General features: G+C 55.6%; 20 protein-coding genes and 2 pseudogenes. 14 read left to right on the top strand and 8 right to left on the bottom strand.

What is annotated here, in order from left to right; genetic code table 11:
- Positions 1 to 72 precede the first annotated feature (72 nt).
- Genes BM321_RS07495 through BM321_RS07465 form a run of 7 tightly spaced genes read left to right on the top strand, consistent with a single transcriptional unit; the run spans position 73 to position 7,571 of the window.
- Positions 73 to 1,089 (top strand): beta-ketoacyl-ACP synthase 3, encoded by a 1,017-nt coding sequence (locus BM321_RS07495; protein WP_092442067.1) that lies wholly within the window; start codon positions 73 to 75, stop codon positions 1,087 to 1,089.
- Positions 1,089 to 2,096: an NAD-dependent epimerase/dehydratase family protein gene (locus BM321_RS07490; RefSeq protein WP_092442066.1), complete on the top strand. Its 1,008-nt coding sequence runs from the start codon at positions 1,089 to 1,091 to the stop codon at positions 2,094 to 2,096. Before BM321_RS07495 ends, BM321_RS07490 begins: the two co-directional genes overlap by 1 nt.
- Positions 2,093 to 2,947 (top strand): MBL fold metallo-hydrolase, encoded by an 855-nt coding sequence (locus BM321_RS07485; protein ID WP_092442065.1) that lies wholly within the window; start codon positions 2,093 to 2,095, stop codon positions 2,945 to 2,947. The genes BM321_RS07490 and BM321_RS07485 overlap by 4 nt, the downstream gene beginning before the upstream one ends.
- 4 nt (positions 2,948 to 2,951) lie before the next feature.
- The gene (locus BM321_RS07480) at positions 2,952 to 4,295 is read left to right on the top strand and encodes a F390 synthetase-related protein (RefSeq protein WP_256573390.1); all 1,344 of its coding nucleotides are present in this window, start codon (positions 2,952 to 2,954) and stop codon (positions 4,293 to 4,295) included.
- Positions 4,283 to 5,437 (top strand): ATP-grasp domain-containing protein, encoded by a 1,155-nt coding sequence (locus BM321_RS07475; protein WP_092442063.1) that lies wholly within the window; start codon positions 4,283 to 4,285, stop codon positions 5,435 to 5,437. Before BM321_RS07480 ends, BM321_RS07475 begins: the two co-directional genes overlap by 13 nt.
- On the top strand, positions 5,434 to 6,573 hold the full coding sequence (locus BM321_RS07470) for a hypothetical protein (RefSeq protein ID WP_092442062.1): 1,140 nt from the start codon (positions 5,434 to 5,436) through the stop codon (positions 6,571 to 6,573). The genes BM321_RS07475 and BM321_RS07470 overlap by 4 nt, the downstream gene beginning before the upstream one ends.
- Positions 6,489 to 7,571: an aromatic ring-hydroxylating oxygenase subunit alpha gene (locus tag BM321_RS07465; RefSeq protein ID WP_175534906.1), complete on the top strand. Its 1,083-nt coding sequence runs from the start codon at positions 6,489 to 6,491 to the stop codon at positions 7,569 to 7,571. Before BM321_RS07470 ends, BM321_RS07465 begins: the two co-directional genes overlap by 85 nt.
- A gap of 189 nt (positions 7,572 to 7,760) precedes the next feature.
- Here BM321_RS07465 and BM321_RS31220 read toward each other — a convergent pair.
- The 4 genes and pseudogenes from BM321_RS31220 to BM321_RS07450 form a co-directional block, all read right to left on the bottom strand.
- A pseudogene (locus BM321_RS31220) lies at positions 7,761 to 7,961 on the bottom strand (hypothetical protein); the annotation flags it as partial.
- A 106-nt stretch (positions 7,962 to 8,067) separates the two neighbouring features.
- Positions 8,068 to 8,532, bottom strand: coding sequence for a hypothetical protein (locus BM321_RS07460; protein ID WP_139230471.1), 465 nt, complete (start codon positions 8,530 to 8,532; stop codon positions 8,068 to 8,070).
- Positions 8,533 to 9,026: 494 nt separating this feature from the next.
- Complete coding sequence (locus BM321_RS07455) at positions 9,027 to 9,743, bottom strand: DUF3142 domain-containing protein (RefSeq protein ID WP_092442059.1); 717 nt, start codon at positions 9,741 to 9,743, stop codon at positions 9,027 to 9,029.
- Positions 9,744 to 11,921: a PA5441 family protein gene (locus BM321_RS07450; RefSeq protein WP_092442058.1), complete on the bottom strand. Its 2,178-nt coding sequence runs from the start codon at positions 11,919 to 11,921 to the stop codon at positions 9,744 to 9,746.
- 696 nt (positions 11,922 to 12,617) lie between these two features.
- Here BM321_RS07450 and BM321_RS07445 point away from each other — a divergent pair.
- From BM321_RS07445 to BM321_RS07430, 3 genes are all read left to right on the top strand, one after another.
- Positions 12,618 to 13,373, top strand: coding sequence for a lysozyme inhibitor LprI family protein (locus tag BM321_RS07445; RefSeq protein ID WP_256573389.1), 756 nt, complete (start codon positions 12,618 to 12,620; stop codon positions 13,371 to 13,373).
- 107 nt (positions 13,374 to 13,480) lie between these two features.
- Positions 13,481 to 13,774: a DUF6393 family protein gene (locus BM321_RS31215; protein ID WP_092442170.1), complete on the top strand. Its 294-nt coding sequence runs from the start codon at positions 13,481 to 13,483 to the stop codon at positions 13,772 to 13,774.
- A gap of 805 nt (positions 13,775 to 14,579) precedes the next feature.
- Positions 14,580 to 15,848 carry an OmpP1/FadL family transporter gene (locus tag BM321_RS07430; RefSeq protein WP_092442169.1) on the top strand — a complete coding sequence of 423 codons (1,269 nt, stop codon included), beginning with the start codon at positions 14,580 to 14,582 and terminating at the stop codon, positions 15,846 to 15,848.
- Positions 15,849 to 15,911: 63 nt separating this feature from the next.
- Here BM321_RS07430 and BM321_RS29590 read toward each other — a convergent pair whose 3' ends face one another.
- The 3 genes and pseudogenes from BM321_RS29590 to BM321_RS07420 all read right to left on the bottom strand — a co-directional run.
- Positions 15,912 to 16,127: a hypothetical protein gene (locus BM321_RS29590; protein ID WP_139230470.1), complete on the bottom strand. Its 216-nt coding sequence runs from the start codon at positions 16,125 to 16,127 to the stop codon at positions 15,912 to 15,914.
- Between the two features lie 685 nt (positions 16,128 to 16,812).
- Positions 16,813 to 17,172, bottom strand: a complete 360-nt coding sequence (locus BM321_RS07425) for a hypothetical protein (RefSeq protein ID WP_092442056.1) — start codon at positions 17,170 to 17,172, stop codon at positions 16,813 to 16,815.
- A gap of 362 nt (positions 17,173 to 17,534) precedes the next feature.
- A pseudogene (locus BM321_RS07420) lies at positions 17,535 to 17,744 on the bottom strand (IS4 family transposase); the annotation flags it as partial.
- 174 nt (positions 17,745 to 17,918) lie between these two features.
- Between BM321_RS07420 and BM321_RS07415 the strand changes: the two are divergent.
- Positions 17,919 to 18,524: an imm11 family protein gene (locus BM321_RS07415; protein ID WP_256573388.1), complete on the top strand. Its 606-nt coding sequence runs from the start codon at positions 17,919 to 17,921 to the stop codon at positions 18,522 to 18,524.
- A gap of 531 nt (positions 18,525 to 19,055) precedes the next feature.
- Positions 19,056 to 19,283: a hypothetical protein gene (locus BM321_RS07405; protein WP_092442053.1), complete on the top strand. Its 228-nt coding sequence runs from the start codon at positions 19,056 to 19,058 to the stop codon at positions 19,281 to 19,283.
- Here the strand turns inward: BM321_RS07405 and BM321_RS07400 are convergent, their stop codons facing one another.
- Complete coding sequence (locus BM321_RS07400; RefSeq protein WP_175534909.1) at positions 19,284 to 20,873, bottom strand: ATP-binding response regulator; 1,590 nt, start codon at positions 20,871 to 20,873, stop codon at positions 19,284 to 19,286. It lies immediately after the preceding gene.
- A gap of 797 nt (positions 20,874 to 21,670) precedes the next feature.
- Here BM321_RS07400 and BM321_RS07395 point away from each other — a divergent pair.
- Both BM321_RS07395 and BM321_RS07390 read left to right on the top strand, forming a co-directional pair.
- Positions 21,671 to 22,177 (top strand): P-loop nucleotide/nucleoside kinase family protein, encoded by a 507-nt coding sequence (locus BM321_RS07395; RefSeq protein WP_092442052.1) that lies wholly within the window; start codon positions 21,671 to 21,673, stop codon positions 22,175 to 22,177.
- Positions 22,178 to 22,594: 417 nt separating this feature from the next.
- Positions 22,595 to 23,830, top strand: coding sequence for a DUF1835 domain-containing protein (locus BM321_RS07390; protein ID WP_092442051.1), 1,236 nt, complete (start codon positions 22,595 to 22,597; stop codon positions 23,828 to 23,830).
- The last annotated feature ends 267 nt before the right edge of the window (positions 23,831 to 24,097 follow it).

The following is a 24,097-nucleotide window of genomic DNA, read 5'->3' as shown; positions in this document are numbered from 1 at the left end:
ACCGGCGTGTGGTAACCAGTCCGTATAAGTGTCAATACGTCAATACAATGATTTTCTCTAAACGGAATTTGAATGCACACTTCACCGTTGGCTTTGCCCCCAAGGCCTGTGATCATTCTCGGTTCAGGCCATGCACTGCCGGACAAAATAGTCACCAGTATCGCCCTCGATCGTGAATTGGGTCTGGCGGCGGGCAGCGTCGAGCAGATCAGCGGGGTTGTTCAGAGGCATGTTGCGTCCAGCGCGGAAACAGCTGCGAGCCTGGGCGCGATTGCCGCGCGAAGTGCCCTGGCAGCTGCCGGCATCGAGCTGGACCAGATCGACTTGATCGCCTGCGCCAGCGGCACTATGGATCAAGGCATGCCGTGCAATGCCGCGTTGTTGCAACGAGAATTGGGCATGGGGCACTCAGGCATTCCCGCCATGGACATCAACGCCAGTTGCCTGGGGTTTATCGCCGCCGTTGACACGTTGTCATGGCCCCTCGTTGCCGGCCGCTACCGTCGCGTTCTGCTGATTTGTTCCGACATCGCGTCCTGCGGGCTGGACTGGCAGCATGTGGAGGTCAGCGGTATTTTTGGCGATGGTGCAGCGGCCGTTGTTTTTGGCGCTAGCGAAGGCGGGGCAAAAATTATCGCCTCGAACCTCAAGACGTTTTCCGAAGGTGCGCATTTATGCCAGATCCCGGCCGGTGGATCGCGCTTTCACCCCCGGCGTATCGATATCCCGTTCGAACCTTTAACCAGTTTTTCCATGCAGGGCAAGGGCGTATTCCGTCTTGCAGCGAAGCACCTGCCCAAGTTGATGAATGATCTGCTGGAGCAAGCAGGTCTGACTCAGGAGCAAATTGATTGGGTCATCCCTCATCAAGCCAGCCAGCAAGCGATGCAGCATGCCGCAAGACGATTGGGTTTTGCCCCGGAAAAAGTCATCGACGTGTTTGCTCACCACGGCAACCAAGTGGCCGCCTCGCTGCCGACAGCGCTGGACATTGCGATTCGTGATCAGCGTATTCAGCGCGGGCAGCTACTGATGTTGATCGGTACCGGTGCGGGGTTATCGATCGGCGGCATGATCCTGGAGTATTGATGAAAATTCTGGTGACCGGTGGCACCGGTTTCATTGGTCGACATATCGTCTGGCGACTTGCCTCCCAAGGCTTTGAGGTGCTGTTCAGCGGACGCAACGCGGCGGCAGCGGCCGATATCATTCGGCACAGCCCTGGCGCGATTCGGTGGCTTGCGCTGGAGCACGGTTCTTCAGCGGGGGCGAACTCGCTGGTTGAGGCGACACGTGGCTGTACGGCAGTCGTCCATTGCGCAGCCTTGTCCTCGCCGTGGGGAACGACAGAAGCGTTTGTCCATGCCAATCTCATGGCCACCGAAGAGGTGCTGAACGCCTGCCGCGTCAATCAGGTGAAACGCCTTGTGCACCTATCGACGCCCAGCCTGTACTTTGCCTTCCGTGACCGGCTCGACATCCATGAAAACGAACCTTTGCCTGCGCCCGTCAACGAGTACGCGCGCACCAAAGCGCAGGCCGAAACGAGGGTGCAGGAAGCGGGTCTTGCCGAGGCGGTGATTTTGCGCCCGCGTGCGGTATTCGGCCCGTGGGACGGCACGTTATTACCGCGCCTGTTGCGTGTCATGCAGCGCGGGCACATACCGCTGATGCGCGGCGGCAGGGCTCAACTGGACCTGACCTGCATCGACAATCTGGTACACGCCGTGGAGCTGAGCCTCAATCGACCGTTGCCGCGCCCGGTCTGCACCTACAATGTGAGCAACGGTACGCCGCTGGCTTTTGAAGATCTGCTGCAACGCATTGCCGAACAATTTCAGCTGACCTTGCGCACCCGACGCCTGCCATGGCGGCTGGTGGATGCCGTGGCGCTGGCATTCGAAACCAGCGCCCGACTGCGTCACAGTGGCGAACCTTTACTGACTCGCTATGGCGCCGGAGTGCTTGCATTCAGCCAGACCCTGAATCTGGACGCGATACGCAACGAGCTGGGTTACGGCACGGTGATCACTCAGGAGGAGGGTATCCGCCAACACGCTCGGTGGTGGCTTGCGCAGCAGGACTTTAAACAATGAGCCGGACGGTCAGCCTCAACGTTTTGCATGCCGGTTGGTGCCGACACCTGGCATGCATGGCAGATCGCAGCGCCCGTTGGGCTCCGACGCGTTTCCCGTCACTGTGCGGGCTGATTCGTCATCCCGACGTCGGCTGGATCCTGTACGACACGGGCTACGCTGAACATTTCTTCAAGGCCACCCAGGCCCTGCCAGAGCGTTTGTATCGCACAGCGGCGCCTGTGCAATTGCCGGTGCAGGAGCAACTGCTCGCTCAACTGAAGGGCTTCGGCATTCAGCCGGAGGATATCCGCACAGTGATCATTTCGCATTTTCACGGCGACCATGTCGCCGGGTTGCGAGACTTCAATCAGGCTTCATTCATTGCCCTTGATGCTGACCGGCAGCACATTGAGAGCCTGCGCGGCTCGCGTTGGCGGGCCACCCTTGGCGGTCATTTGCCTGGCTTGTTGCCGGACGATTTCGCCAGTCGGCTGAGCCTCGCCGATCATTGCAGGCGAGCAACATTGCCGGAATGGATGGCCCCCTTCGCCCATGGCCTCGACCTGCTGGGTGATGGGAGCCTGATTGGTGTGCCGCTACCGGGACACAGCCATGGCCAACTGGGTCTGTTTATCCCTGATGCGCAGGGGCGTCCGGTGTTTCTGGTGGCCGATGCCTGCTGGTCCGTGCCGGCTTGCCGCGCAGAGCGACTACCGGCCGCACCCGCGCTGTGGTTTGCCGGTCACGACGCCGGACAATACCGACAGACCTATGCCAGCCTTGGCAAGCTGATCCGGCGAGAATCCGCTGTGGCGGTGCTGCCTTCGCACTGCACCCACGCCTGGGAGGCGTTCAGCAATGAGCAATGAACGCTTGATCGGCAAGCTGCGCAGCGCATTGAGTTTTCTCAACAGTCGCTATCGCTTGCGGTTCAATCGCCGAAAGCAACTGGAGGCGTGGCAGGCTCACCAGTTAAAGCGTTTTTTGCAAGACGTGGTGCCGACAGCCAAGCGCTTCAAAGACCATCGATTCACCCGCTTGGCGGACTTTCCGCTGATGGACAAAGCGACAATGATGAACGACTTTGCTGCGTTCAACACTCGCGGTCTTAGTCTGGATCAGGTTTTGCCAGTCGCGCGCGGGGCAGAGGAATCCCGCGATTTCAGCCCCACGCTGGACGATATAACCGTGGGGCTTTCAAGTGGCACTTCCGGTAGTCAGGGGGTGTTTCTGGTCAGCTCCCTTGAGCGCCAGCGTTGGGCAGGGATTCTTCTGGGGCGTACCTTGCCGGGCCGTTTCCTTCCTCGTCTGCTGTGCTTCTGGCAAGCGCCACTGCGGATCGCTTTTTTTCTGCGTGCCAACAGCCGCTTGTACACCACACTGAGCAGTCGCCGTATCGACTTCGCCTTTCACGACCTGACGCTTGGGCTCGATGCATCACTGAAACGTCTGCAGGCGCAGAATCCCGATGTGCTGGTGGGCCCGGCTACCGTGTTGCGGGGTCTGGCTGAAGCCTCATTGAATGGGCGTTTGTCGATACGACCGACGCATATTCTGTCGGTGGCAGAGGTGCTTGAAAGCATGGATACAGATGCCGTGCTCAAAGCCTTCGGGGTGATGCCGCAGCAGATTTATCAGGCCAGCGAAGGCTTTCTCGGCTACACCTGCGAGCAGGGGACTTTGCACCTCAATGAAAGCCATCTGCACATTGAGCCGGAGTGGCTCGACGCCGAACACACCCGTTTCCAGCCGATCATTACCGACTTCTCCAGACGCACGCAGATGATCGTGCGGTATCGCCTCAACGACGTGTTGCGCGTCAGCGAGGCCGATTGCGCTTGCGGGCGGGTCGAACGGGCGATTGCCGCTATCGAGGGGCGTGCCGATGACATCCTCTGGCTGCCTGATTTGGCGGGGCGTCAGTTGCGCCCGCTGTATCCGGATGTCGTGCGCCGGACCTTGTTGATGCATGGCGCTACGCTGCAGGAATATGAAATCCATCAGACGAATCTGAACTGGCGGATCAACGTGCAGGCCAGCCGCGATAATGACGCGCTGTGCCAGGCTATCAGCGAAAACCTTCACCAGTTATGTGCCGGACAGGGCGTACGTTCACCGGAGTTCAGCTTCGGTCACTGGCAAGCGCCGCCCCCGCACGTCAAACGCCGACGTTTGAAACTACTGCAATTGCCTGAGGGGCTGCCATGCGCGTACTGATTCTGGGGGCTCGTGCACCGGCATGTCTGGAGTGGGCGAGGGCCTTCAACGAGGCTGGCTGGACCGTAAGCGTGGGTGACTCGCTGGGGCAACCGCTAAGCCGTTTCAGTCGTTCAGTGCACGACTTCGTTCGTTTACCTGAGCCCAGACTCTCTCCCACAGTCTGGATAGAAGCACTGGCCAGCGTGATCAAGGCACAACGCATTGACCTATTGCTGCCAACCTGCGAAGAAGTGTTCTATCTGGCTTATGGTCTGGAGCGCCTCAGGCCATTGTGCCGGGTGCTGACCAATGACTTTGCGCTGCTGCACCGACTGCATCACAAGGAGCAATTCGCGGCCACGATTCAGGGCTGGACGTTATCGACACCCGAAACCCGGCTGTTGACGGATCACCAGGCCGTCCTGGCGCTCAGCACGGAGACTACCCAGTGGGTGCTCAAACCGGCTTACTCGCGTTTCGCCTCGCAAACCCTGATTCAGCCCGACGCGAGGCAGTTGAGCAAGGTTCAGCCTAGTGATGAGGCGCCCTGGGTTGCGCAGCGGTTTATCCAGGGGCTGGAGTTTTGCAGCTTCAGCGTATTGATCGATGGCCAGTTGCGCGCTCATAGCGTTTACCAACCGCGCTACCGAGTAGGCCGGGGTTCGGGGATCTATTTTGCGCCTGCGACGCCCGAACCTGTGCGTCGATTCCTGGAGCAGTTCGGCCGTGAAACCGGCTATACCGGGCAGGTCGGCTTTGACTTTATCGAAGATCAAGCAGGCCGTTTCCATGTGCTGGAGTGCAACCCGCGGGCCACCAGTGGCGTACACCTGTTCGACAATCAGCGTCAGGCGCTGGTGAACAGCCTTGGTGAAGCATCCAGCGGCGTGATTGAGCCTACCCAGGAACCGCGAATGATCGCACTGGCGATGCTTTTGCTGGCTGCGCCCTCACGTGCGTTGAGTGCGGCGTTCTGGCGCGATTACCGGCTGGCCCGCGACGTGATCGTTCAGCAAGGTGATGTCCTGCCGCTGGCTGCCCAATGGCTGAGCCTTGGGGAGATCATCTACCGTGCGGCCTCCCGCCGCTGCGGATTGCTGGCCGCATCCACAGCCGACATCGAATGGAACGGGCAGGCATTAGGGGAGCAGCCCCAATGAAGCTGTTGTTTCAGGAGCAACTCCTTCAGGAGTCGGTTACCCCCAACGACAGTGCAGCCCGGCAATACGTCCGCGGCTGGAGCGAGGCAGGTCTGATCGCCAATGTCAGCACACGGATGGCGCTGCTGGACACCGGTACGCAGCAGCTTGCGGTGAGCATCAATGACGGACACGACCCTGAAGACAACTGCTATGTGGTGTCGCCCCGTACCGCCTACAGCGGTTACGCTCGAGAAGAACTCAACCGCATTGGCCACTCGTGGCTGACCCGACCACTCAGCGCCCTGACCCAAGGCGTCGATGCCTTGTTGAGCGCAGCCAAAGTCGACAAGCTGGTTCAGGTCAACAACTGGCTGCTGTCGACCAATCTGTATCCCGCTGACTGGGATCTGAACGAGCTGCCGCAGATCAGTGCTTTTTTGCAGCGAACATTTCCTGATCACGCGCTGTGCTTTCGCTCGATCAATGAGTTCAGCAACCGTGAACTGAGACAGCGTTTGCGAGGGCTGGGCTTCCTGAGTATCCCTAGTCGACAAGTGTATGTATTCGACGGCCGGAGCGGCGCCGATGCGCCGTTCTTCCGGCATCACAACACCCGGCTCGACCGCACACTGTTGCGCCGCAGTTCTTACGAAGTAGTGCCTGGCTCCGCCCTGAGTGACAGTGATTTTGTGCGGGTAGAGCAGCTGTATAACCTGCTGTATCTGGACAAGTATTGCAGGCTCAACCCGCATTACAGCGCCTGCTGGATGCAGCGTGGTCAACGTGAAGGCTGGCTGGAGATACGCGTTCTGCGCAACCCGGATGGTCGTATCGATGGCGCGTTGGGCTGGTTTGCCAATGACGCTACTATCAGCACCCCGATTTTGGGATACGACACTGGATTGCCACAGAAAACCGGCTTGTACCGGCAATTGACCTGTCTTTGCCTGCTGGAAGCCGCCGAGCGCCGTACCGTACTGAATTTCAGCTCCGGTGCCGCAGGCTTCAAACGTTTACGCGGGGGCCAACCGCAGGTCGAGTACAGCCTGATCAAGGTAGCCCATTTGCCTTGGCGGCGTCGCTGGATATGGCGATTGCTCAACGTTCTGCTGCATGGAATAGCTGTGCCCCTCATAAGAACACTCAAACTGTGAACCTCCTTGCTCAATGGTGGCCGGTAGCGCTGAGCCACGAACTGAAGAAAGCCCCGATGGCCTGTCAGGCTCTCGACATGCCACTGGTGCTGTTCCGCGCCGACGATGGACGCGCCGCCGCATTGCCGGACCGCTGTCCCCATCGCTTTGCGCCATTGAGTCAGGGCAAGGTCCGTGATGGTCACATCGAGTGCCCTTATCACGGTTGGCGGTTTGCCGCAGACGGCCGTTGCACCCGAGTACCCGGCACTGATCAGTCTCCCTCCAGCAAAGTATTGCTGAACAGCTTGGCCTGCTGCGAAGCCCACGGCCTGTTGTGGGTCTGCCTGAGTGACCAGCGTCCAGTTGAGGCGCCTGTCGCACCGGCCGAGCAGGCGCAGAAACTCGATACGTTCTGGATGACGGATCAAGTGCAGTGTTCATTGCAGGACGCCGCGGAGAATTTCCTGGACGGTTTTCACACCCATTTTGTTCACGCGGGCTGGATTCGTCACGATAAGCAGCGCCAGCGCATCACGACCCGGGTTCGTCCGCTCGATGACGGTATCGAAGCGATTTACAGCGAGGAGGGCAAACAGTCAGGGCTTATCTCGCGATTGTTCGAGAGGGAGCGGGGCAAGAGCATGGGGCGTTTTCGCCTGCCAGGGCTCTCGGAAATCGAGTACCGCGATGGCAACGATCACCTCAATCTGCTGGTCAGCGCCTGGATGACTCCGTGTGCAGATGGTCAGTTACGGGTCTTTACGCGAATCGCGACTGCGCGGGGCAAAATTCCCGCCGTGCTGAAACGTGCCGTATTGCGGCAGGCGTTCAAGGTCATCCTGCGCCAGGACCGACATATTCTGGAGCAGGTCAGTGCCAACAGACGACGCTTCCAGCAATACCCGGCCACGCCGCTGGATAGCCCGCAAGACTTGCTGGGGCCTGGCATCCGGCATTTGCTTGAGCTGGGGCTGCCGCTGGTTTTTGACGAGCGCTCGGTTGATATCTCGCTGTGAAGCAACCCAATCCGGTAGGACCGTATTCATTCGGGAAGGCGGTATTTCAGTCGATACAAAGGCTGCGGATGTATCGGCCCCTTCGCGAATAAATTCGCTCCCACAGGGAGTTGAGCCAGCAGAGAAACATAGAATCTTGTATTGCTGCTGAACAGTGGCAATGGCGTCCCGAGTGCCTTTGCCAAACTGGCCATCAATCCAGCCATTGTAAAGCCCGCCCCAGATCAAGCCTTCCTGGATCAGCTTTCGTTCATCGAAATTGAGCGAGCCTTCGGTGTTGTCGGCATTCTGAGTGGCGTAGAGGTTCGCGGGTGCTGCGACACCCGCGAACACGCCTGGAGGCTGCCAGGCAAAGGTTGCGACAGTCGTGATCAACGCCACGTGCAGCATCCGATTTTTCCAGCTCGTCGAGGAGCGGTTTGCTACAGTCCCTATCGTCAATGGAATAGCCCCTGAAGTGCGCTCGCCAGATAAAGTAAGTTCGTCATCGTTCAGTTCAGTTGTCAGGTAGTGCTTCATAGCCTTCCAGTGCGTAGCCACTGATACTCGTGCCCGTCAGGTGAGCGTCATCGCACCTGTAACTTCGCCTTTCGTAACTGTAGGAAGTCCGTATGTGATTTATATCGCGCAGAAGCTGCCGGAATTGCCAACCTTCCTCGACGTCGTAAGTCAGGTGTTTGTCATCAATGGCGACCACACCGTCGGAGTAGATCAACGTCTGCCTCGATCCGTTATCACCGGGCAACGGCTGCGGATCGGCCTTTTGCTGATCGGTTCGCCAGGTTGCCTCAAGGAAAGCACGGCAGGCGGAGGCGCTGGGCAACGTGCGGTCTTCGATCATATTGGGTGGCAGTTGTCCGCTAGCATGCGCGCAAATGGGCAGGACGAGAAGTACAAGTGGCACCATGAAGCCTGCCAAGGCTTTACGAGGTGTTGTTCTCCAGGCGGATGCAGTAGTCATACTCCGTAGTTATCCTTAAATGCTGCACTGTCGGCGGCTTCTAATGTCGGCTGTGAAGCCACAGCTATCGGCCGCAATAGCAGAGGTTGGTTATTAGCAATTTATGAGGAAGCGATAAAATTCCAATGATTTCTCCAGCGCGTCAAGGCACTGCTTGCAACAGCCAGTATCGTCAATGGGTTGGTTCCTTTGCTTCCAAGATGGCCTGCTGGAGCGCGTGGCTGAGCATTTGCCTGTCGCCGCGAATAAACGCGTCACAGCTGGCCGCATCGTAGTAATGAGCCAGGCTGTCCAGATGCAATCCTGTTTTTGCGTGCAGCGGACCAGAGGTGTCTATGTAGTTTTGGACAGCCGCTGTAAAGCGTTCGTATTTGCCACTTAGCCCGGCGTGTTTGAGACACTCGCGACAATTCAGTGCGAGGGGCTTCAGGGATATGGGTGGATATTGCTTTGTATGCGAAGCGGCGCTCCTGAGTCTGACGAAGTGAATACGCTTACTGAGGGTTTTGCAGAAACACCACATACCCCAAAAAGCCCTGGCTGCGCTCCAGATAAACCGGTGCGTTCCATTCACCTCCTTGAATCAGTCCCACTTTGAAAGGCAATCCCAGGCGACTCAAGCGCGGCAGATAGGCTTTATAATCCGGAATGCTGTGTCTGCCCTGATAGGTTTGAACCACTACCTCATCGATCACGCCTTTGAGCTCGCCGATGACTGAAGCGTCGGCGTTACTGCTCCAGTCCATCAGGCCCGTTATGCTCAGCCGATAGTTGTCGGGAAGGCGCTGGCGTAGATCGCGCAAGAAATCCACATATTCGTTGAGGTAGCGCGTACGAGCGTCAAAATCGATCTGGATGCCGACAACGTTATTACCGGCCTGCTGCCATCGATTGAGTTGCCCGAGCAACTGCGTGTAGACAGATTCCGGCCAGTGCAAGGTATGTGCACGATAAACAATCCAGAGTTCGTCCTGAGGCAGCCTGGAGACTGCCATGCCCTGAGCGACAAAATTCGAGCGTTGATGGTGCTCACTGCGTGAACTGCTGATTTGTCCTTGCAGCACATACAGCGTTTTGGCCTTGGCGAGCACGTCTTGCGATGACACGCCCCCCCATAGCCAGAACGCATCATAGTCGTCGGCCTTAACTGCGGCAGATGCCGTAGCAACATGCAGCAGGCTGACCAGTGGCAGCCATAATAGCGTTCGCATTTACCAGTAATACTGTTGGGATTTCGCCCAATGAGTATCAGCAAATTCCTTCTTGAGGTCCTGGAACCAGAATTTACGGACTTTGGGTTCTACATCCTCTCCGCCACAGCTATTGATACCGTTTGGCCCATAACAATTGATGCCGCGGTAAAGCGCATAAGCGACGTCTGTGTGGGTGGCCTCTGGATCGTTGATGACCGTGACGTAAGCGGTATGTCGCGAGAACGGCTCGCCCGGGAAACCCGACGGTCCGCTGCCCAGCACGCCATCAGTCAGCTTTTCATTCAGTGGCGAGTCGTCTAGATGGTTACGCAACATGAACTCGCCCATGCAAATCAAACCTTGGGAGTCACCCGGGTTTTTGTCCAGTGCCGCCGTAGTTTCGGCAATGCTTGGGCAACGGTAACCGGACTCCGCCTTTTCACCGTTCCACTTGAACAGTGCCAGTGAATGCCCCTGATCATATTGATAACCGAGGCTGTAACTGAGTTTGGTGTCAGGCACCTGATCAGGCAGTTGTTTCAGGTCCTTGGCAAACGCTGCAAACTGACCGTGAACCAATTGTTTATAGAGCAATAGGAAGAGGGCGGTATCGCGTTCAGTTTTGCTGATCCCCTGGGTAACCTGTTGACGCAGCAGGTCTGCGTTGGCCGATTTGTCGAGCAGGATATACCGCACTTTCTCGTTCTTGATCGGTGAGTCTGCGAGGAATGCATCTGCTACCTGACCGTTGCGCTCATAGTTCATCGCCAACACGAGTTGCAGTTGCTCTTGCTGCAAAGGCAATTGGGCCTTGCTCAACAAGTTCAGCCAGAGTTGCTGTGCCGTCTTGTCATCCTTGATAGCTTCAAGCGCCAGTCCCCGCAACATTTGCTGGCTGAACGCGACATAGTCAAGCCTGTCGGGCACCTCGGACGGCAACAATTGCAGCGCGCGATTCGGATTTTTTTCGGTATAGAAGGCGACCGCTGCTTGCAGGTAGCTGAACAGTGCGGGCTGTTGAGCAAAAATATCCTTCTGCTGAAGCAGCGCCGGTTCAGTCAGCGTATTCGATATCCCCACCCGCATCCACATCAGGTCATTGACCGCCGTAATCAATGGCGAACTGACAGGCGTTTTATTGGGGGTGATCAGCTTCAGATCCAGTTCGCGGATCAGCGCATTGTAGGTGGCGCTGTCTGTTTGAGTGACTTTGTCGATGTCGGCAAAAAGCGCCTCGTACTCGGCAGCGAGCTTGTTGGTGTCCTGTAACAGCCAGTGGACACGGCGCAGCAGCCCGGTGGCGGTGGCGGAATACGCGCCCGACGGGAGGATTTCAAGGTACTTGTCGAAGGCCTCCTCGGCGCGTTGGGCAGCCGCTTTATCGACCCGGTCAGGCTTCAACTCGCCGTACTCAAAGGCCTTCTCCTGAGCCAGGTTCAATTCACTACGGCCGATCATGTACAGCGATGTGTCTTTCAGCCAGGGATTGGGATTATCTGCAAGTGACGTAAAGCCATAGGTGGCTTCAAGGAAGCGACCACTGTAAAAATTCCCCGCAGCCTCCAGATAGGTGGCAAAAGACTTGCCTGAAGTGGACTGCAGATCCCCGGGCAGCATACTTTTAACTTGGTCTCGCTCCCAGTTGCAAGCCGAAAGCATGCGTAACCGACTCGCGCCCAGTGCAGAGCGTTCAGCAGGAGATAAATCCGCTGTGTTGAGCAGCGCCTGAATAAAGTTTTCAGCTGTCTGTTCATTGTTGCTTCGGCAGCGACTACCTTCACCGTCGACCAGTGTCGAGCTGGCGACCTCTGCCTGCTCGCGCTTTATTCCCAGGCTTGTCAGCAATGCATCAAGGCGCTGGCCTTTTACGCTGTCGGGAGATTTCGCGTCCACAGCGTCTGAAGCGGGTTGAAGGCGATAGTAGGCGAAAGGCACCTCACCATAACCTTCCGCGATGTCATCTTTGCTCAGGGGCGCAGGCGTCAGCGGCAGCTTGCCGGAATCGGCCAATAACAGGCGCAAGTTGACGGTGCTGTCATTACTGGGGCTGAGAAAAGGTAAATTACTGCAAACGCTGAATTGATTCTTGTTGACCGACCAGATCGGTGCGCAGGAGTCATCATCACTCGCCTGAGCCTGGAAAGCAGTGATCGCACTTACAGCAATAGCCAGAGTAGTCAGCAAGCGATGGTGCATAAAACATCCTTCCATAGATAACTAATAGATCAGCGATGCGCATGAGGGGCATTGTTAAAGGCTATAACGAGCGCGCACCTGAACAAATAGCACATATGTGCTATTTAAAACAGCTTGGCATGAATGAATTAATTGCCGTCATTGACTACACCTTTCGAAGTCGACCACTAAACGCGAGTCATGACAGGCGAGCACGATCAGAATCCATAAAGGGGTTATCCATGGGACTAGTGCCTGCACTGAACGTTAGAAGTTTTTTCGACATGCAGCTCTATACGGTTCAGGGATAGTCATCGGAGTTGTCATTGTCCTGCTGTGGGATACGGTGCGTTCGCCATCTTTTCTAACCGATGGATTACCCACTTCATGGAACGGCGCATCTGCGGAATTCGAAAGCCGGCTGCGCGCTCGTTTTCCTCTGGGTATGCCCGCGGGTGATTTCATTCGCGAACTCAACAAGGAAGGTTTCAAGCCCACGTGGTTTGAGGGTGCCGGTTATTACGGTGCTGTGCGACGAGAGGGATGGATGCCATGCAGGGTGACTGCCCAGGTCCGATGGCAGCCTGGGCCGGGTGATACGTTGGCTTACATTGACGGCAGCTATAGGGAAGAGGGCTGTCTGTAAATCCGCTCAACAGTGTCCAAGGAAACGTCAGGCTCGGGAATTGTATTCAAGAATTACCAAGGATCCCCTTAATGAAGTACCCCGCGGTTGCAGTTCTTTTGCTGGCTTTCTCATCGCAGCATACTCTGGCGCGCTCCATGGATTGTGGTAAGGCATCAGCCGAAACAGAGCATTTGATATGCTACGACCATCGCCTGTTCACTGCTGACGCGGCAATGGGTAAAGCATATATAGCGATCCTGAAGAGCACCGATGATGACGGGATTCGCAGCATGCTGAGTGCGAGCCAGAGGCGCTGGATTGCGGCAAGAGATCAGGGGCTGGGCGAACTGCGTGACAGTGTTAATGAGCGGACAGGTGAGCCATATACCCTGCAGGCACAGAGCAATATCGTGCTGAAAGCTATTCAAGAGCGTACCCGGCAACTGGGCCGGATTTCAGATCAGCCATCAGCGAAACCTGAGTTGGTTCAGCGAGCCATTGATCAACGCACGTTTGATGCAGGATTTACCGGCGGCCGGTTCGCCGGAAGTAACGTTGCATGTGAATTTGTGCCACAGGCGGATGCCTATGCCTACGGGTGTTTCGGAACCCGCCTTCATCAGAATAACAATCGGGTCTGCAGTCTTTCCCAAGATTGGGCCAGCGGGGAGCTGTATCAGACTCGTGCTGTTGCAGACATCATTGACGGTAAGCCGAAGCTGATTGCGACGTGCAAGCCCGGTATCAAGGACTGCGCTGAAGGCAGTTCTGGCTGGATGCCAGGTCCGGGAATCCGGATGCAGACACGCAACGTATCTATGACCAGATTGGTAAACAAACGCTGACCAGTCTGGACGTCGAACTCTGGGCCGAAGAGGGCGATGAGCAGTGGTTGAAACAATGCCTGACAGATCCCGGCTTTCCATGGGGCGCGTCTGCAGATCTGAACACCATGCTTGACGAGATTTACGCGTCGAGAAAGCCTGTCGGGTTTGAGCAAATCGATGTCAGCGATATGGTCACCCGATATTTTCCGCTGAATACCCGAAGGGCTACGCTAATCCAGTCATTCACGCCACTAAGAACATGGACGATTGTTGAGGATCTGCCCGATAGATTTGTGGTTCGGGCTAACCGGGGGCGGGCTATAGTCGACCCTGATGCCAGTTCCGTGGTTATGACCTTCGCGTTCAGTAAGGACAGCACGCTCAGTCAGGTAAGTGCTATTCGTTTAAAAAGCCAATAGAAAACCCGGCTGAGTTCACACATCCGAATCGCACAGAACTAAACGCTTTTCCGCGAGTAAACAGGTCTTCCTCAGCTTGCGAAACCATAGGCTTTGGTTTCATGGAGATGGGAAACACTGGAACATTGCATAAGTGGGGGGGCAACTAAGATTACTTGCCAGTCAGTTTCAGGGCTGAATCACTGTGTTCAATCAGCTCTCTTCGCCCCTATCAAATAACATGCAAACTAATGGGTTGAAAAGCATTTGCTGTAGGCGCTGCCGAAGGCTGCGAGGCATTTCTCCTGATCCACCGCGATCACAGCCTTCAGCAGCTCCTACAGATCCCATGTTTGCCGCGAGACAGCGCGGTGCCATCGATATCTGGGCCGCTCTCATCAACAAACTAAAACTATTGAGTTTGGAATGCTTTTCCGTAGTTCACGAGCACCGCGAGGCAGTGATGGCGATCTGTCTGATACACCGCTATCGCGGCCTTGCGGTGCTCGGTGGAGCGCCACTCGCTAACAGCAAAGACGGGCGAAATCTGGCCGTCATCGAGAGTTGGTTTGCGTCCGACGGGCAATACGCGGGCGGCTTATAAAAATTTTTCCTGCCCATGGTGGATTGCCGGACGCGACTAACGAAACGATAAAAATCGTCACCAGCGTGCAATAACTTGCTATAAAACTGCGCGCTTGATTTATCGGATTTGTTGCGTGAACGGACTCGCCTCGGCCTCGCGCCGATTCATGTTGGACATGAAGGCTTTATTGATGGTCTTTCCGGCGCTTTTCAATAACGGATTCTGAAGAAAGAAATGATCATGCTCAAGACAACCCTTGGCCTCGCCGTTGCAATCGTATCGACTCAAGTTCTTGCTGGCGGCTTCGCCCGAACCGAACAAAGCATCAGTTCCATGGGCAGTGGACAGGCGGGGCGTGCATCTGCCGCCAATGACGCTGGTACCGTGTACGGGAATCCGGCAGGCATGGCGCGCTTGGAGGGCACACAGATTACCGCGGGCGCTACGTTTATCGACGCCTCTACGGACATCAGCAACTTCAGCGGTCGTTCCACTGGCAGCAATGACGGCGATATGGTGCCGTTCAGCACGGTGCCATTCGGCTTCTATACGCAAAAGCTTGATGAGCATTGGTCCTTTGGTTTTGGGGTCTATGCGCCATTTGGCCTTTCGACTGATTACGAAAACGGCTTTCAGGGGAGGATGTTTGCCAGCAAAAGTGACATCAAGGTCATCACGCTGCAGCCCACCATCAGTTATGCCTTCAACGACAGATTGTCGATTGGCTTCGGGCCTACCTTCAACCGCATTGCCGGCACGCTTGAGTCAGACGTCACACTGAATCCGGCCATTCCTGACACCAACGTCAAGGTCAAAGGTGACGACACTGCGGTAGGTTTCAATCTGGGCGTATTGTTCAATGCCACCGATACCACCCGGGTCGGGCTGACCTACCACTCAAAAGTGGATTACAAGGTGGACTGCCACACTCAGGTAGCCACCGGTGCAGGAACGCCCCCGCAGATACTGGCCAGTAACCGCTATGACTGCACGCTGAAAGTGACCACTCCTGAGTCCTACGATTTCTCGGTTACCCAGGAAGTTACAGACGCCTGGAAGCTCTTCGCGAGCGCGACCTGGACGGGCTGGAGCAGCATGCAAGACCTGAGTCTGCGCAATCAACCCATCTCTGCAGCGCAAGGTGGTGTGTTGGCTTCCGCTTTGACTGGCTCCATTCAGGAAGGGCTGAACTGGCATGACACCTGGGCTTATGCCATAGGCACTGCGTACCAGTTGAATCGGCAATGGGTAGTGCGCGCTGGTTTGACGTTCGATCAATCGCCGACCAGCAACACCAATCGTTCGCCACGCACGCCGACGGGTGATCGGCAGATATTCAGCGTCGGTGTCGGTTATAACGTGACGCCGCAATTAACGATTGATCTGGCTTTTTCCTATCTCAAGGAAGAAAGCGTTGATGTCAGTCGCTCCAATGCGTTGGCGAGCTACAGTGCGACTTATCAAAGCAACGCTAACTTGTTTGGGGTAGGGGCTACCCACCGCTTCTGATAGGAGCCAGTAGTTCCTGATACCTGGAACCGATGCTTTTTTCAGTGCATGAAAAAGCATCGGTCATTGATCAATAGGTTCTGAAGTCGCGCAAGACATCACCGTTGAAATACGATACGTATCTCGGTGATTTTGAATTTTTTGACCCGGGGTATTACTGCCGGAAAGTGTGCCAGCATCGTTCGCAATTTTTTGAGCGTCGCCTACTTTATTTTGACCACCCATGATGGTGCTTGCAGAATCTCCCGCCCCATATCGGCGGATGTATTTATAAGCCATGTCCGCGAGCTTGCCCAGTTTTGAATATTTGCTATTACCTAGTTATCACGCGCCGATGTGGGATCACCGAATTTTTCCTGAAGCTGTTGTTTTGAAGATTTGCCGACAATAATGTTTGATTTAATGCATTAAACTCGTGGGAAAGCAACTGTCTAGATGCCGACCTGGTTAATAGAGAACTTGAGACCGGTCATTATCAGGTGAGTGTGCAGCGGGAAGGAAGCCTGGGCAACACGCCCCCAGCTCCACTCGAGATCCAGTTTGGCAAAGCTCATCAGGGGAAATAAATCTGAAACTGCAAGGCATCCGGCTTATCACAAAGCAGCTGCAAAGGCCGAATTTGAACAGCAGGGACTTGTTGTCTGAGTCTTCCATGCTTCATCTTTAAGCCTATCCGAAGCAGGACCGCGTATCACCGCCAGCTAACGACAGGGTTGCTCATGAAAGACCGGAAAAACGCTGAACTGGACCAGGCCACGAGATTAACCGGGGCGACGGTGGCGATCACTGCCTGCCCGTGATGTGCGGGAGATACGGCAGGCGATTGGAACTCCAACAAGGTCCTGACGCGAAGCACTGCCCGCGTTGAAAACAGACAGACCATTCACTCTGGTTCGGTGGCGAGATTAGCGATGGCGACCTGTCTTTTCTCAGCGGGGCATTGGGTAAGCGCAGGCGAACACGATTACAGTGTAGGTTTGGGAACGGGAGTGTTAGGAATAAACTTGGCATTTTCAGGTCTTACCGGACAGCCGTTGGACAAGCCCCACCGCGTGATGACGCCACCCTCGACAAGGAACCTTTGAACGCACCAGACATACCTTGGGTTATATCCACCGGCGCCTGCAAGCCTCAGGTACTCATAAGAAAGCATCGTGGAACCGTCCTCCATTTTATAGCTGTTTTTTGGCGTCCCCCATGACATGACCAAATCATCTGCCGAGGATCCTACCCATGAAGCCTGTACATCCTCAACTGTCTGATAACGCTGGTTAGAGCATCCGGAGAGCATGAGCCCCAACAAGACGACACCCAATAACTTCATACCCTGACTCCGTTAATCAATATCTACCGCGCGACAGGCTTGTCGTAGCGCCGAGTTATTCTTGGTTTTCAAGTTGTTAACCTGAATGGAAAATTCCACTTTCATCTTGCGATGTTAAAACTCGCAAGTAGATTCAGGCTGTTAGATCAGTCATTTGATGAACCTTTATACGCCCCGTCCTCAGCCTGAAAAATAGTACACTTGTACTATTTTGCTGGGCGCAGAAACACCCTAGGTTGAAAAGGGAAATTCCGTCATCCACCTAGGATCTCTGATGGCCGCGCAGTGTTGCTGGTCATTTCGACGGCCGTCAAAGTGCTGGGTGAGCGTTTCTAAACTGTGTAAGGATCTAAGATTCCCTACGTTATCATGCAGCCATCTCCATTTGACAAAAGACCGCTGACGAAGCTGGCCAAGGTGCTCACCAGCAGTAGAACCTGCGGGCGCGCGCCTTGCCGGGTGAGGCTGTCCTCCACAGCTTGACCGTGGCGATGCGACTTGAGGTCGCGGAAAGCCAGCTCGATCTGCATCCGTCGCGCACAAAGCTTCACCAATTGCCCTGCATTAGGCGCCTCATCGGTTACGCAAGCCCATCACGGCTACTGCTAAGTGAACCTGAGCCCGTTGCTGGCTAGAATAGCATCGACCGAAAGCATCAGCTGAAATGTCTAGTGCAACCGCGTCCACAATGGAAGCCCAGATGAATGAGCAGACTGCTATTCCCATCACGACTGTAGGCATATCTCATGAAGGGGAAATTTTTTGTCCTTGAGCCAAGCTTTTGGGGCAATGGCAAACAGGCTGGCTTAGAGATTGCTAACAAGAAGCAGCTTAGGCTTCCCGCAACCTTAATGATCGAGCCTCCCAACGGCAATCCTGGCCAATACCCGGAAAAACCCCACCTGATCCATGTACCGGAACTGGGCGGGATGCCAAGAGATTTTGAAAAGGTGGCGGGTAAATGGATCGTCTCCGACGCGTTGAAACATGTATTTGAGTCCGTTGATTCACAGGGATTTGCCTTTGCTCCCTGCAACTTTACGCTCGCCGATGGTTCAACAGGATCGCAATATTATCTTTGCGGGGTATTACGTTCGCTTGACGCGATCGATGAGGATGATTCAAAGGTAAAAATTGAATACGAGCGGGATCATCAAAGCGAAGAGGATCTCAAGTTCTACAGCGTGGCCGGTGGCGCCAGCCTCGTTTTTAGACAAGATATTGTTGGTGACGCACATGTTTTTCGGCAACCGCGAATTGGACTAGATGCGATTTGCGACCGGGTGCTTGCAGATGCGCTAAGGGCTACAAACCTCGAGGGTGTTCGGCTACGTGACGCTGCGGAGATCTGATTTCCCCATCGTTTTGAAGCATTTCTCCGTAGGAGTATTGTTATGTCCGACACCTGTCTTCCAGGACATCACGTCATTGAGCAAGCTGCGTACGGCCGCAGTGAGTTATTACAAGTGTTGTCGGAACGCGGCTTGTTCGAGCTTCACGGTCCACACAATATTCTTAATCTGCCAGCCGACAAGGCGTTGGCAGCAAAGATGGAGGTTGTCACCTCACCCGGACGGCCCGCTCGGCACCTACACCGACGAGCCAGAACCACGCCCCCAATTTGCGCCACATCTTCGTGATCTTCACGACGTAAGGCGCGAGCTGAAGGCAGGCAAGCTGCTGTCCATCAGCCTGGACAATCGGGGCAGCGTGTCCCCGATCCCGCTCCCTTTTATATGTTCGCCTGCAGGAAAGCACACTCTGCTCTTGAGGTTATCTCGACTTTAGTTCTTAGCAATCAACAGTTTGCAGCGGCCTTGGTTTGCAAAAGCGCGCGCATGGCGCGATCTTCGCGGTTACCATACCGATGAGGATCGCAGACCATGCGCGCGAGCCAAGTATTCCAAAGATGCCTGGATTCGGTGCTGCTGCTGATGCATGCGCTACGCCGGCAAACGCTGCCGCTGGCGGTCGGGTCGCTGCTGGTGGCTTTGGTGCAGAGCCTTGTGACTTCCGGAACCCAGCCGTCATGTAGGTGGCGGGGGACTGATGAGAGGAACGCCGCAGATGCCACCGCCGCCTTCGGAGCGAAGGACAGGGCGAATGCCTGATTATTGCTGCATCGAACGCACCTTGAAGCTCAACAGGAGTGAGCGTAGTTCGGCTGGTCGTACCGGCTTGGCGAGCACCGGAATTTGTGGGTCGTTCAGCGATTTCTGTACATGCTGGATCTCATGGCCGGTCATCACGATAGCCGGTATCCGGCGCCCGTTGAGTTCGTTCAGGTATGCAATGCAATCGGCGCCAGTGGCGCTGCGATCAAGGTCGAAGTCGGTTATTACCAGGTCGCAGTCGACGCGAGTTTGTGGGATGGCTGACGCAGTCTGTACCTCACATCCCCATTTACTCAGCAACATGGCAGTGGCTTGCAACACGTTGTCGTTATCTTCGATCAGCAGTACGCGCAACCCGCCGAGCAGGTGTTTATTCCAATCAATATCCAGTTTAGGCGTAGTGGGAGGGGCAGCAACGGCTTGAAAACCACTGATGATTACCGCGGTGCCTCGTCCCAAGCGTGAGTTGATCTTAACTTCAAGCTTCAAGAGTCCTGCGATTCGATTAACAATACTCAACCCCAAGCCGACCCCTTCGATGTCTTGATCACGCTCTTCGCGGATCCGGTAAAACTCCTTGCCCAATTGCGGCAGATGCTCTGCCGAGATGCCGCGGCCCATATCGTAGACACCAATGCTCAATTTTCCCTTGTGTTGCCTGCACCCAATCAGCATGGGTTTGCCAGGGGCGTATTTGAAAGCATTGGATATCAGATTTTGTAACAGTGTACGCATCAGTGCTGGATCGCTTTGAACGTATCGATGGCAGGGACGTATGCGTATTTCAACTCCTGCCCAATTCGCCGCTTCGTCGTTATGGCTGGCCAGGCTGTTCAGCAATGCGTCCACTTCTACAGTTTTCAGGCGCGGTGTTAACCCCCCCTGATTGAGCGTATACATATCCAATAATGAGCGGAACAACTGCTCTACCGCGCTTAACGCGCGATCAATGTTATCCACCAAACGGCGTTCGTCAGGACCCAGCGTTGCGTCACGCAGGCAAGCTGTAAATAGACTGATGGAGTGGATAGGTTGTCGTAAGTCATGGCTAGCCTGGGCTAAAAAACGCGATTTTTCCTCGTTGGCAATCTGTGTTTCCTGCAGGGCGACTTGCAGACGTGAGAGTAGGAAATACACAAATATTGGCAATACCAGCATCGTCAGTATCATCAGAAGCGCCACCGCGAAATGCTCTTGCAAAAAGGGTGTAAAACTGATGATCAGCGCCAGCGAAGCCAGCGCGAAACCGGTCGCCAGCAACAGGTAGGTACGACCGTAACGCATCCCGTAACCGACTGTCATGCTCAGCATCACCGAGTACACTGGCAGCATCGGTTCACCTCCCACCGTAATAGAGATGATGCCAGCGAGGTTGTCGAACACGAGCGCGAACAACCTGCGACGCGTGGACACGCCCGGCCGCTTAGCAATGCGCACAATCAATCCAATGCCTAAAATTGCGAAGAATACGCAATACGTTAAAATGCCCCACATTCTGGTTTCGGACATACTGCCCAGCGCATACGCTATCAGCGTATAAAGTGTGCATGTTGCCACGACCGCCATGCGTAACAAGGCTTGGATCATTTCCAGGTCTTTGCTTCTGGACAATATTGACAGTAGCGACATCGCAACTCCTGAGACCTGTATTTGAAGAAGGGGGCGCGAATAGACATGATTCGATTCAACGAGGCTATAGACCAAGCGCTGGTGGAATCGATCGCGACGTATGGCCGGGCTGTTTAAACTACCCGAAAGACAGTCTGGGGGGCTATGGGCCACGACCTTCGCTCTCCCTAGGCGCCGTGCTTATGTCGGGAATCTACTTCGTCAGGCCGAGAATCTTGAGGATCGAGAAAGGACGTTAGCTACCCAAATCTGCGCAAGTGTCAGCCACTCTACGGGCATGGTAAATGATTTGCTGGATTTCGCTCGGTGTGCTTGGGGCTGTGTTCTGTGCGATGTGTGGATGGCTGTCCTTGAACATTGATGGAAGTCTTTGGAAGAAGCTGTTGCCGGGATCGAAAAACAAGGCTGCAGTTCAGGCCTTCGCTAATCATGGCATCGAAAAAAGTGGCTGTGAATCAATGAGTTAGCGATATAATGCATGACTCGTTTCCCGCTCCAAGGTTCAGAAAAAAGCCACTCAGATGAGTGGCTTTTTTTGCCTGTAAGATGTCTAAACGTTTGATGCGCTGTGCTAAACGTCGGACCGCTCCTTCTTGGGATCATCCTATGCTGAGCGATAGACAGAGACAATTACACCTCATTACAAGAAGCTCGAGCCCTACGGGGCCGAATGAGCAGCGGATGAGTGAGATTGGGCAACTGCCGCATAACTGGCCAAGGTCAGTATTGAGTTAACTCATAGTAAAGGACAGATAATGCTTATCGTATTCAGCGGTCTTCCTGGCACCGGAAAAACCACTATTGCCAAAGGGCTGGTCGATACGATAGGCGGCCTCTACCTGCGGATCGATACTATTGAGCAAGCGATACGAAACTCCGGCGCACTTGCTCGAGATGTAGGGCGCAGTGGTTACATGGTCGCTAATGAGCTTGCGCTGAGTAATCTTGATCTAGGACGTACCGTCATCGTTGACGGTGTAAATCCAGTGATCGAAAGCCGATTGGCCTGGAGCGAAATCGCCTCAAGGGCTGGTGTTCGGTTGATGAATATTGAAGTGATTTGCTCGGACAAAAATGAACATCAGCGTCGTGTAGAGACAAGGCTGGGTGATATTTCGGGGCTGACTCCTCCAACCTGGCAATCTGTGTTGGATCACGAATATGAAGCGTGGGCTGAAGCACCGTTTACGATAGACACGGCCCTGACTTCGCCGGTCCAAGCCGTATCGATGCTCGCCAAACGCCTACTGGACGGTGTGTAGCGTCCGCTGGGCGCGATGCGGCAAGTTGTGATTACGGGACGCTTACGATGACTTGGCCTGACGGATACCATTGGCACAAAAATTGGCGAGGATGTGTTTTTGGTGATGATGTATTGATGTTGTTGTGCTGACACGGCTGCCGACGCAGAAGGCCAGCGCTCTGGCCGAGCTGCTGCCGCACAACTGGGTATCCACCGGCAAGGCGTAATACCCGTTCACTTACCCTTGTTCCGCCATACGCACCAACGGAGTTTTTTGTGGGCGAGCGTTGCCTCACTCCGCGCTTAACGCTAGAGTCCGGTCTTAGGCGTTCGCTGCGCCCGCGGTCCGCGCGAAGGGGCAACCCAGGCTCGTTTTACTTATTTTCTTTTTCCAACTCCCGGCTTGCGGGCGGACCGAGCCAGACAAGGAGTTGGCATGCCCGCCATTAATACTTCCCGCCATCACGGCCGCCTCGATCTACCCACCTTGCGTAAACGCGCCAAGCGCTTGTTGACGGCGTTGAAAGATAACCAGGCCAGCGAAGCTCGCGCACAACTTTGCGCGCTCGGCTTGCCTGGTCCCGCTTACTGTCTCGCTGACACCCAGTGGCTGGTAGCCCGCGACGCCGGCTTCGCCAGTTGGCCCAAGCTCAGGGCCCACGCCGATGCAGTGGCCTTCGCCGCGCGCCACCCGGGTTTCGTTGCTGATGACGAGACCGCAGTACAGCACTGGCGGTGCGGCAACGATATCGAGCACAGCTTGCGCACTGCTGGCTTCCAAGGCGCGTTTCACATGTTCGACGACCCGATGGTGATGGGGCCAGTGCCTACATTACCGGAGCCTGAGTACTGGCAGGTGCGCAGCGCCTATGCGCAACAGGCGTTCGGCCTTGCCGCCAGTGATATCGCACAGGCCACACAGCGGTCGGCATTGGCGCAACTTCATGCCGATAGCGAAGTGGTACTCTGGTGCGAAGCCGACGCCTATGACCAGTTGTTCCTGATCCGTCTGCTGGCAAGCCTCTCCAGCCGACCGCGCCGACTCGAACTGATCGAAATTGCCCAGGTGCCGGGAGTTGAACGGTTTATTGGTATCGGTCAGTTGGCGCCAGACCTGCTCGCCTGGCTCTGGCCACAACGCCGCTCGTTGGGGGACGACGCGCTGGCGCTGGCGCGCCAGACGTGGGCCGCGTATACCGCGCCGGATCCGCGCCAATGGGCGCAGTTGGCGGGCCAGCAGCATCCGGCCTTGCCGCTGCTGGGGCCCGCCCTAGCACGGCAATTACAGGAGCTTCCGGGCGTAGACGACGGCCTGAGTCTGACCGAGCGTCTGGTGCTGCGTATCCTGGGAGAGCATGGCGAGCTGCCTGCAGGTCGGGTGTTCGCCCAATTAATGCAGCACGATGAGCCGCTACCGTACTTGGGCGACTTGATGTTCCATGCATTGCTGCGGCCATTGATCGATGTGCCCCAGCCGCTATTGCGCGAAGGGCAGGGAAACACCTGGCCGCAACGACTTCTACAGTTGACGGAGCTAGGTGACAGGGTTCTAACCGGACAGGCACATTGGCTCGACCAACAGCCGCCGGAGCGTTGGGTGGGTGGGGTGCATTTAGCTGCCGGCAAGACGCCCTGGGTGGTCAGTGCGGAGGGGCAGGTATGGCGGCGCTGAATGATTGCAGGCCTTCTTGGACGACCTGGGATTTTTGAACGGCTTTGAGTTCCGTTGACGCATGGCGATCGCGCTTGCGTGAGCTAAAAATGCTGTTCACTTAAAGCGCGTATCCATGGAACAGACGAGGCCGTCAGGGCTTCTAACCAACTGCATGGCGATGCTGGGTAAGCGCCCGGTGAACACACCTACCGAACTCCAGCATTAAGGGCGATGTTGTCTGCCTATTTTTAAGCGGACGCGATCACCCTTATCGCCAGGATTTTC

This window comes from Pseudomonas sp. NFIX10, from assembly GCF_900111955.1.
In the GTDB taxonomy this organism is placed as follows: Bacteria; Pseudomonadota; Gammaproteobacteria; order Pseudomonadales; family Pseudomonadaceae; genus Aquipseudomonas; species Aquipseudomonas fluorescens_AA.
This window is presented reverse-complemented; position numbering and strand designations above follow the sequence as displayed.

Excerpts from the sequence above, each read along its gene's own strand:
- BM321_RS07490 (WP_092442066.1), top strand. The coding sequence starts at position 1,089 with ATGAAAATTCTGGTGACCGGTGGCACCGGTTTCATTGGTCGACATATC.
- BM321_RS07450 (WP_092442058.1), bottom strand. The coding sequence starts at position 11,921 with ATGCACCATCGCTTGCTGACTACTCTGGCTATTGCTGTAAGTGCGATC.
- BM321_RS07425 (WP_092442056.1), bottom strand. The coding sequence starts at position 17,172 with ATGAAGTTATTGGGTGTCGTCTTGTTGGGGCTCATGCTCTCCGGATGC.
- BM321_RS07400 (WP_175534909.1), bottom strand. The coding sequence starts at position 20,873 with ATGATCCAAGCCTTGTTACGCATGGCGGTCGTGGCAACATGCACACTT.
- BM321_RS07460 (WP_139230471.1), bottom strand. The coding sequence starts at position 8,532 with ATGACTACTGCATCCGCCTGGAGAACAACACCTCGTAAAGCCTTGGCA.
- BM321_RS07390 (WP_092442051.1), top strand. The coding sequence starts at position 22,595 with ATGCCCGCCATTAATACTTCCCGCCATCACGGCCGCCTCGATCTACCC.
- BM321_RS07475 (WP_092442063.1), top strand. The coding sequence starts at position 4,283 with ATGCGCGTACTGATTCTGGGGGCTCGTGCACCGGCATGTCTGGAGTGG.
- BM321_RS31215 (WP_092442170.1), top strand. The coding sequence starts at position 13,481 with ATGCTTGACGAGATTTACGCGTCGAGAAAGCCTGTCGGGTTTGAGCAA.
- BM321_RS07470 (WP_092442062.1), top strand. The coding sequence starts at position 5,434 with ATGAAGCTGTTGTTTCAGGAGCAACTCCTTCAGGAGTCGGTTACCCCC.
- BM321_RS07405 (WP_092442053.1), top strand. The coding sequence starts at position 19,056 with ATGCGCGCGAGCCAAGTATTCCAAAGATGCCTGGATTCGGTGCTGCTG.
- BM321_RS07395 (WP_092442052.1), top strand. The coding sequence starts at position 21,671 with ATGCTTATCGTATTCAGCGGTCTTCCTGGCACCGGAAAAACCACTATT.
- BM321_RS07415 (WP_256573388.1), top strand. The coding sequence starts at position 17,919 with ATGAAGGGGAAATTTTTTGTCCTTGAGCCAAGCTTTTGGGGCAATGGC.
- BM321_RS07485 (WP_092442065.1), top strand. The coding sequence starts at position 2,093 with ATGAGCCGGACGGTCAGCCTCAACGTTTTGCATGCCGGTTGGTGCCGA.
- BM321_RS07455 (WP_092442059.1), bottom strand. The coding sequence starts at position 9,743 with ATGCGAACGCTATTATGGCTGCCACTGGTCAGCCTGCTGCATGTTGCT.
- BM321_RS07430 (WP_092442169.1), top strand. The coding sequence starts at position 14,580 with ATGCTCAAGACAACCCTTGGCCTCGCCGTTGCAATCGTATCGACTCAA.
- BM321_RS07495 (WP_092442067.1), top strand. The coding sequence starts at position 73 with ATGCACACTTCACCGTTGGCTTTGCCCCCAAGGCCTGTGATCATTCTC.
- BM321_RS29590 (WP_139230470.1), bottom strand. The coding sequence starts at position 16,127 with ATGGCTTATAAATACATCCGCCGATATGGGGCGGGAGATTCTGCAAGC.
- BM321_RS07445 (WP_256573389.1), top strand. The coding sequence starts at position 12,618 with ATGAAGTACCCCGCGGTTGCAGTTCTTTTGCTGGCTTTCTCATCGCAG.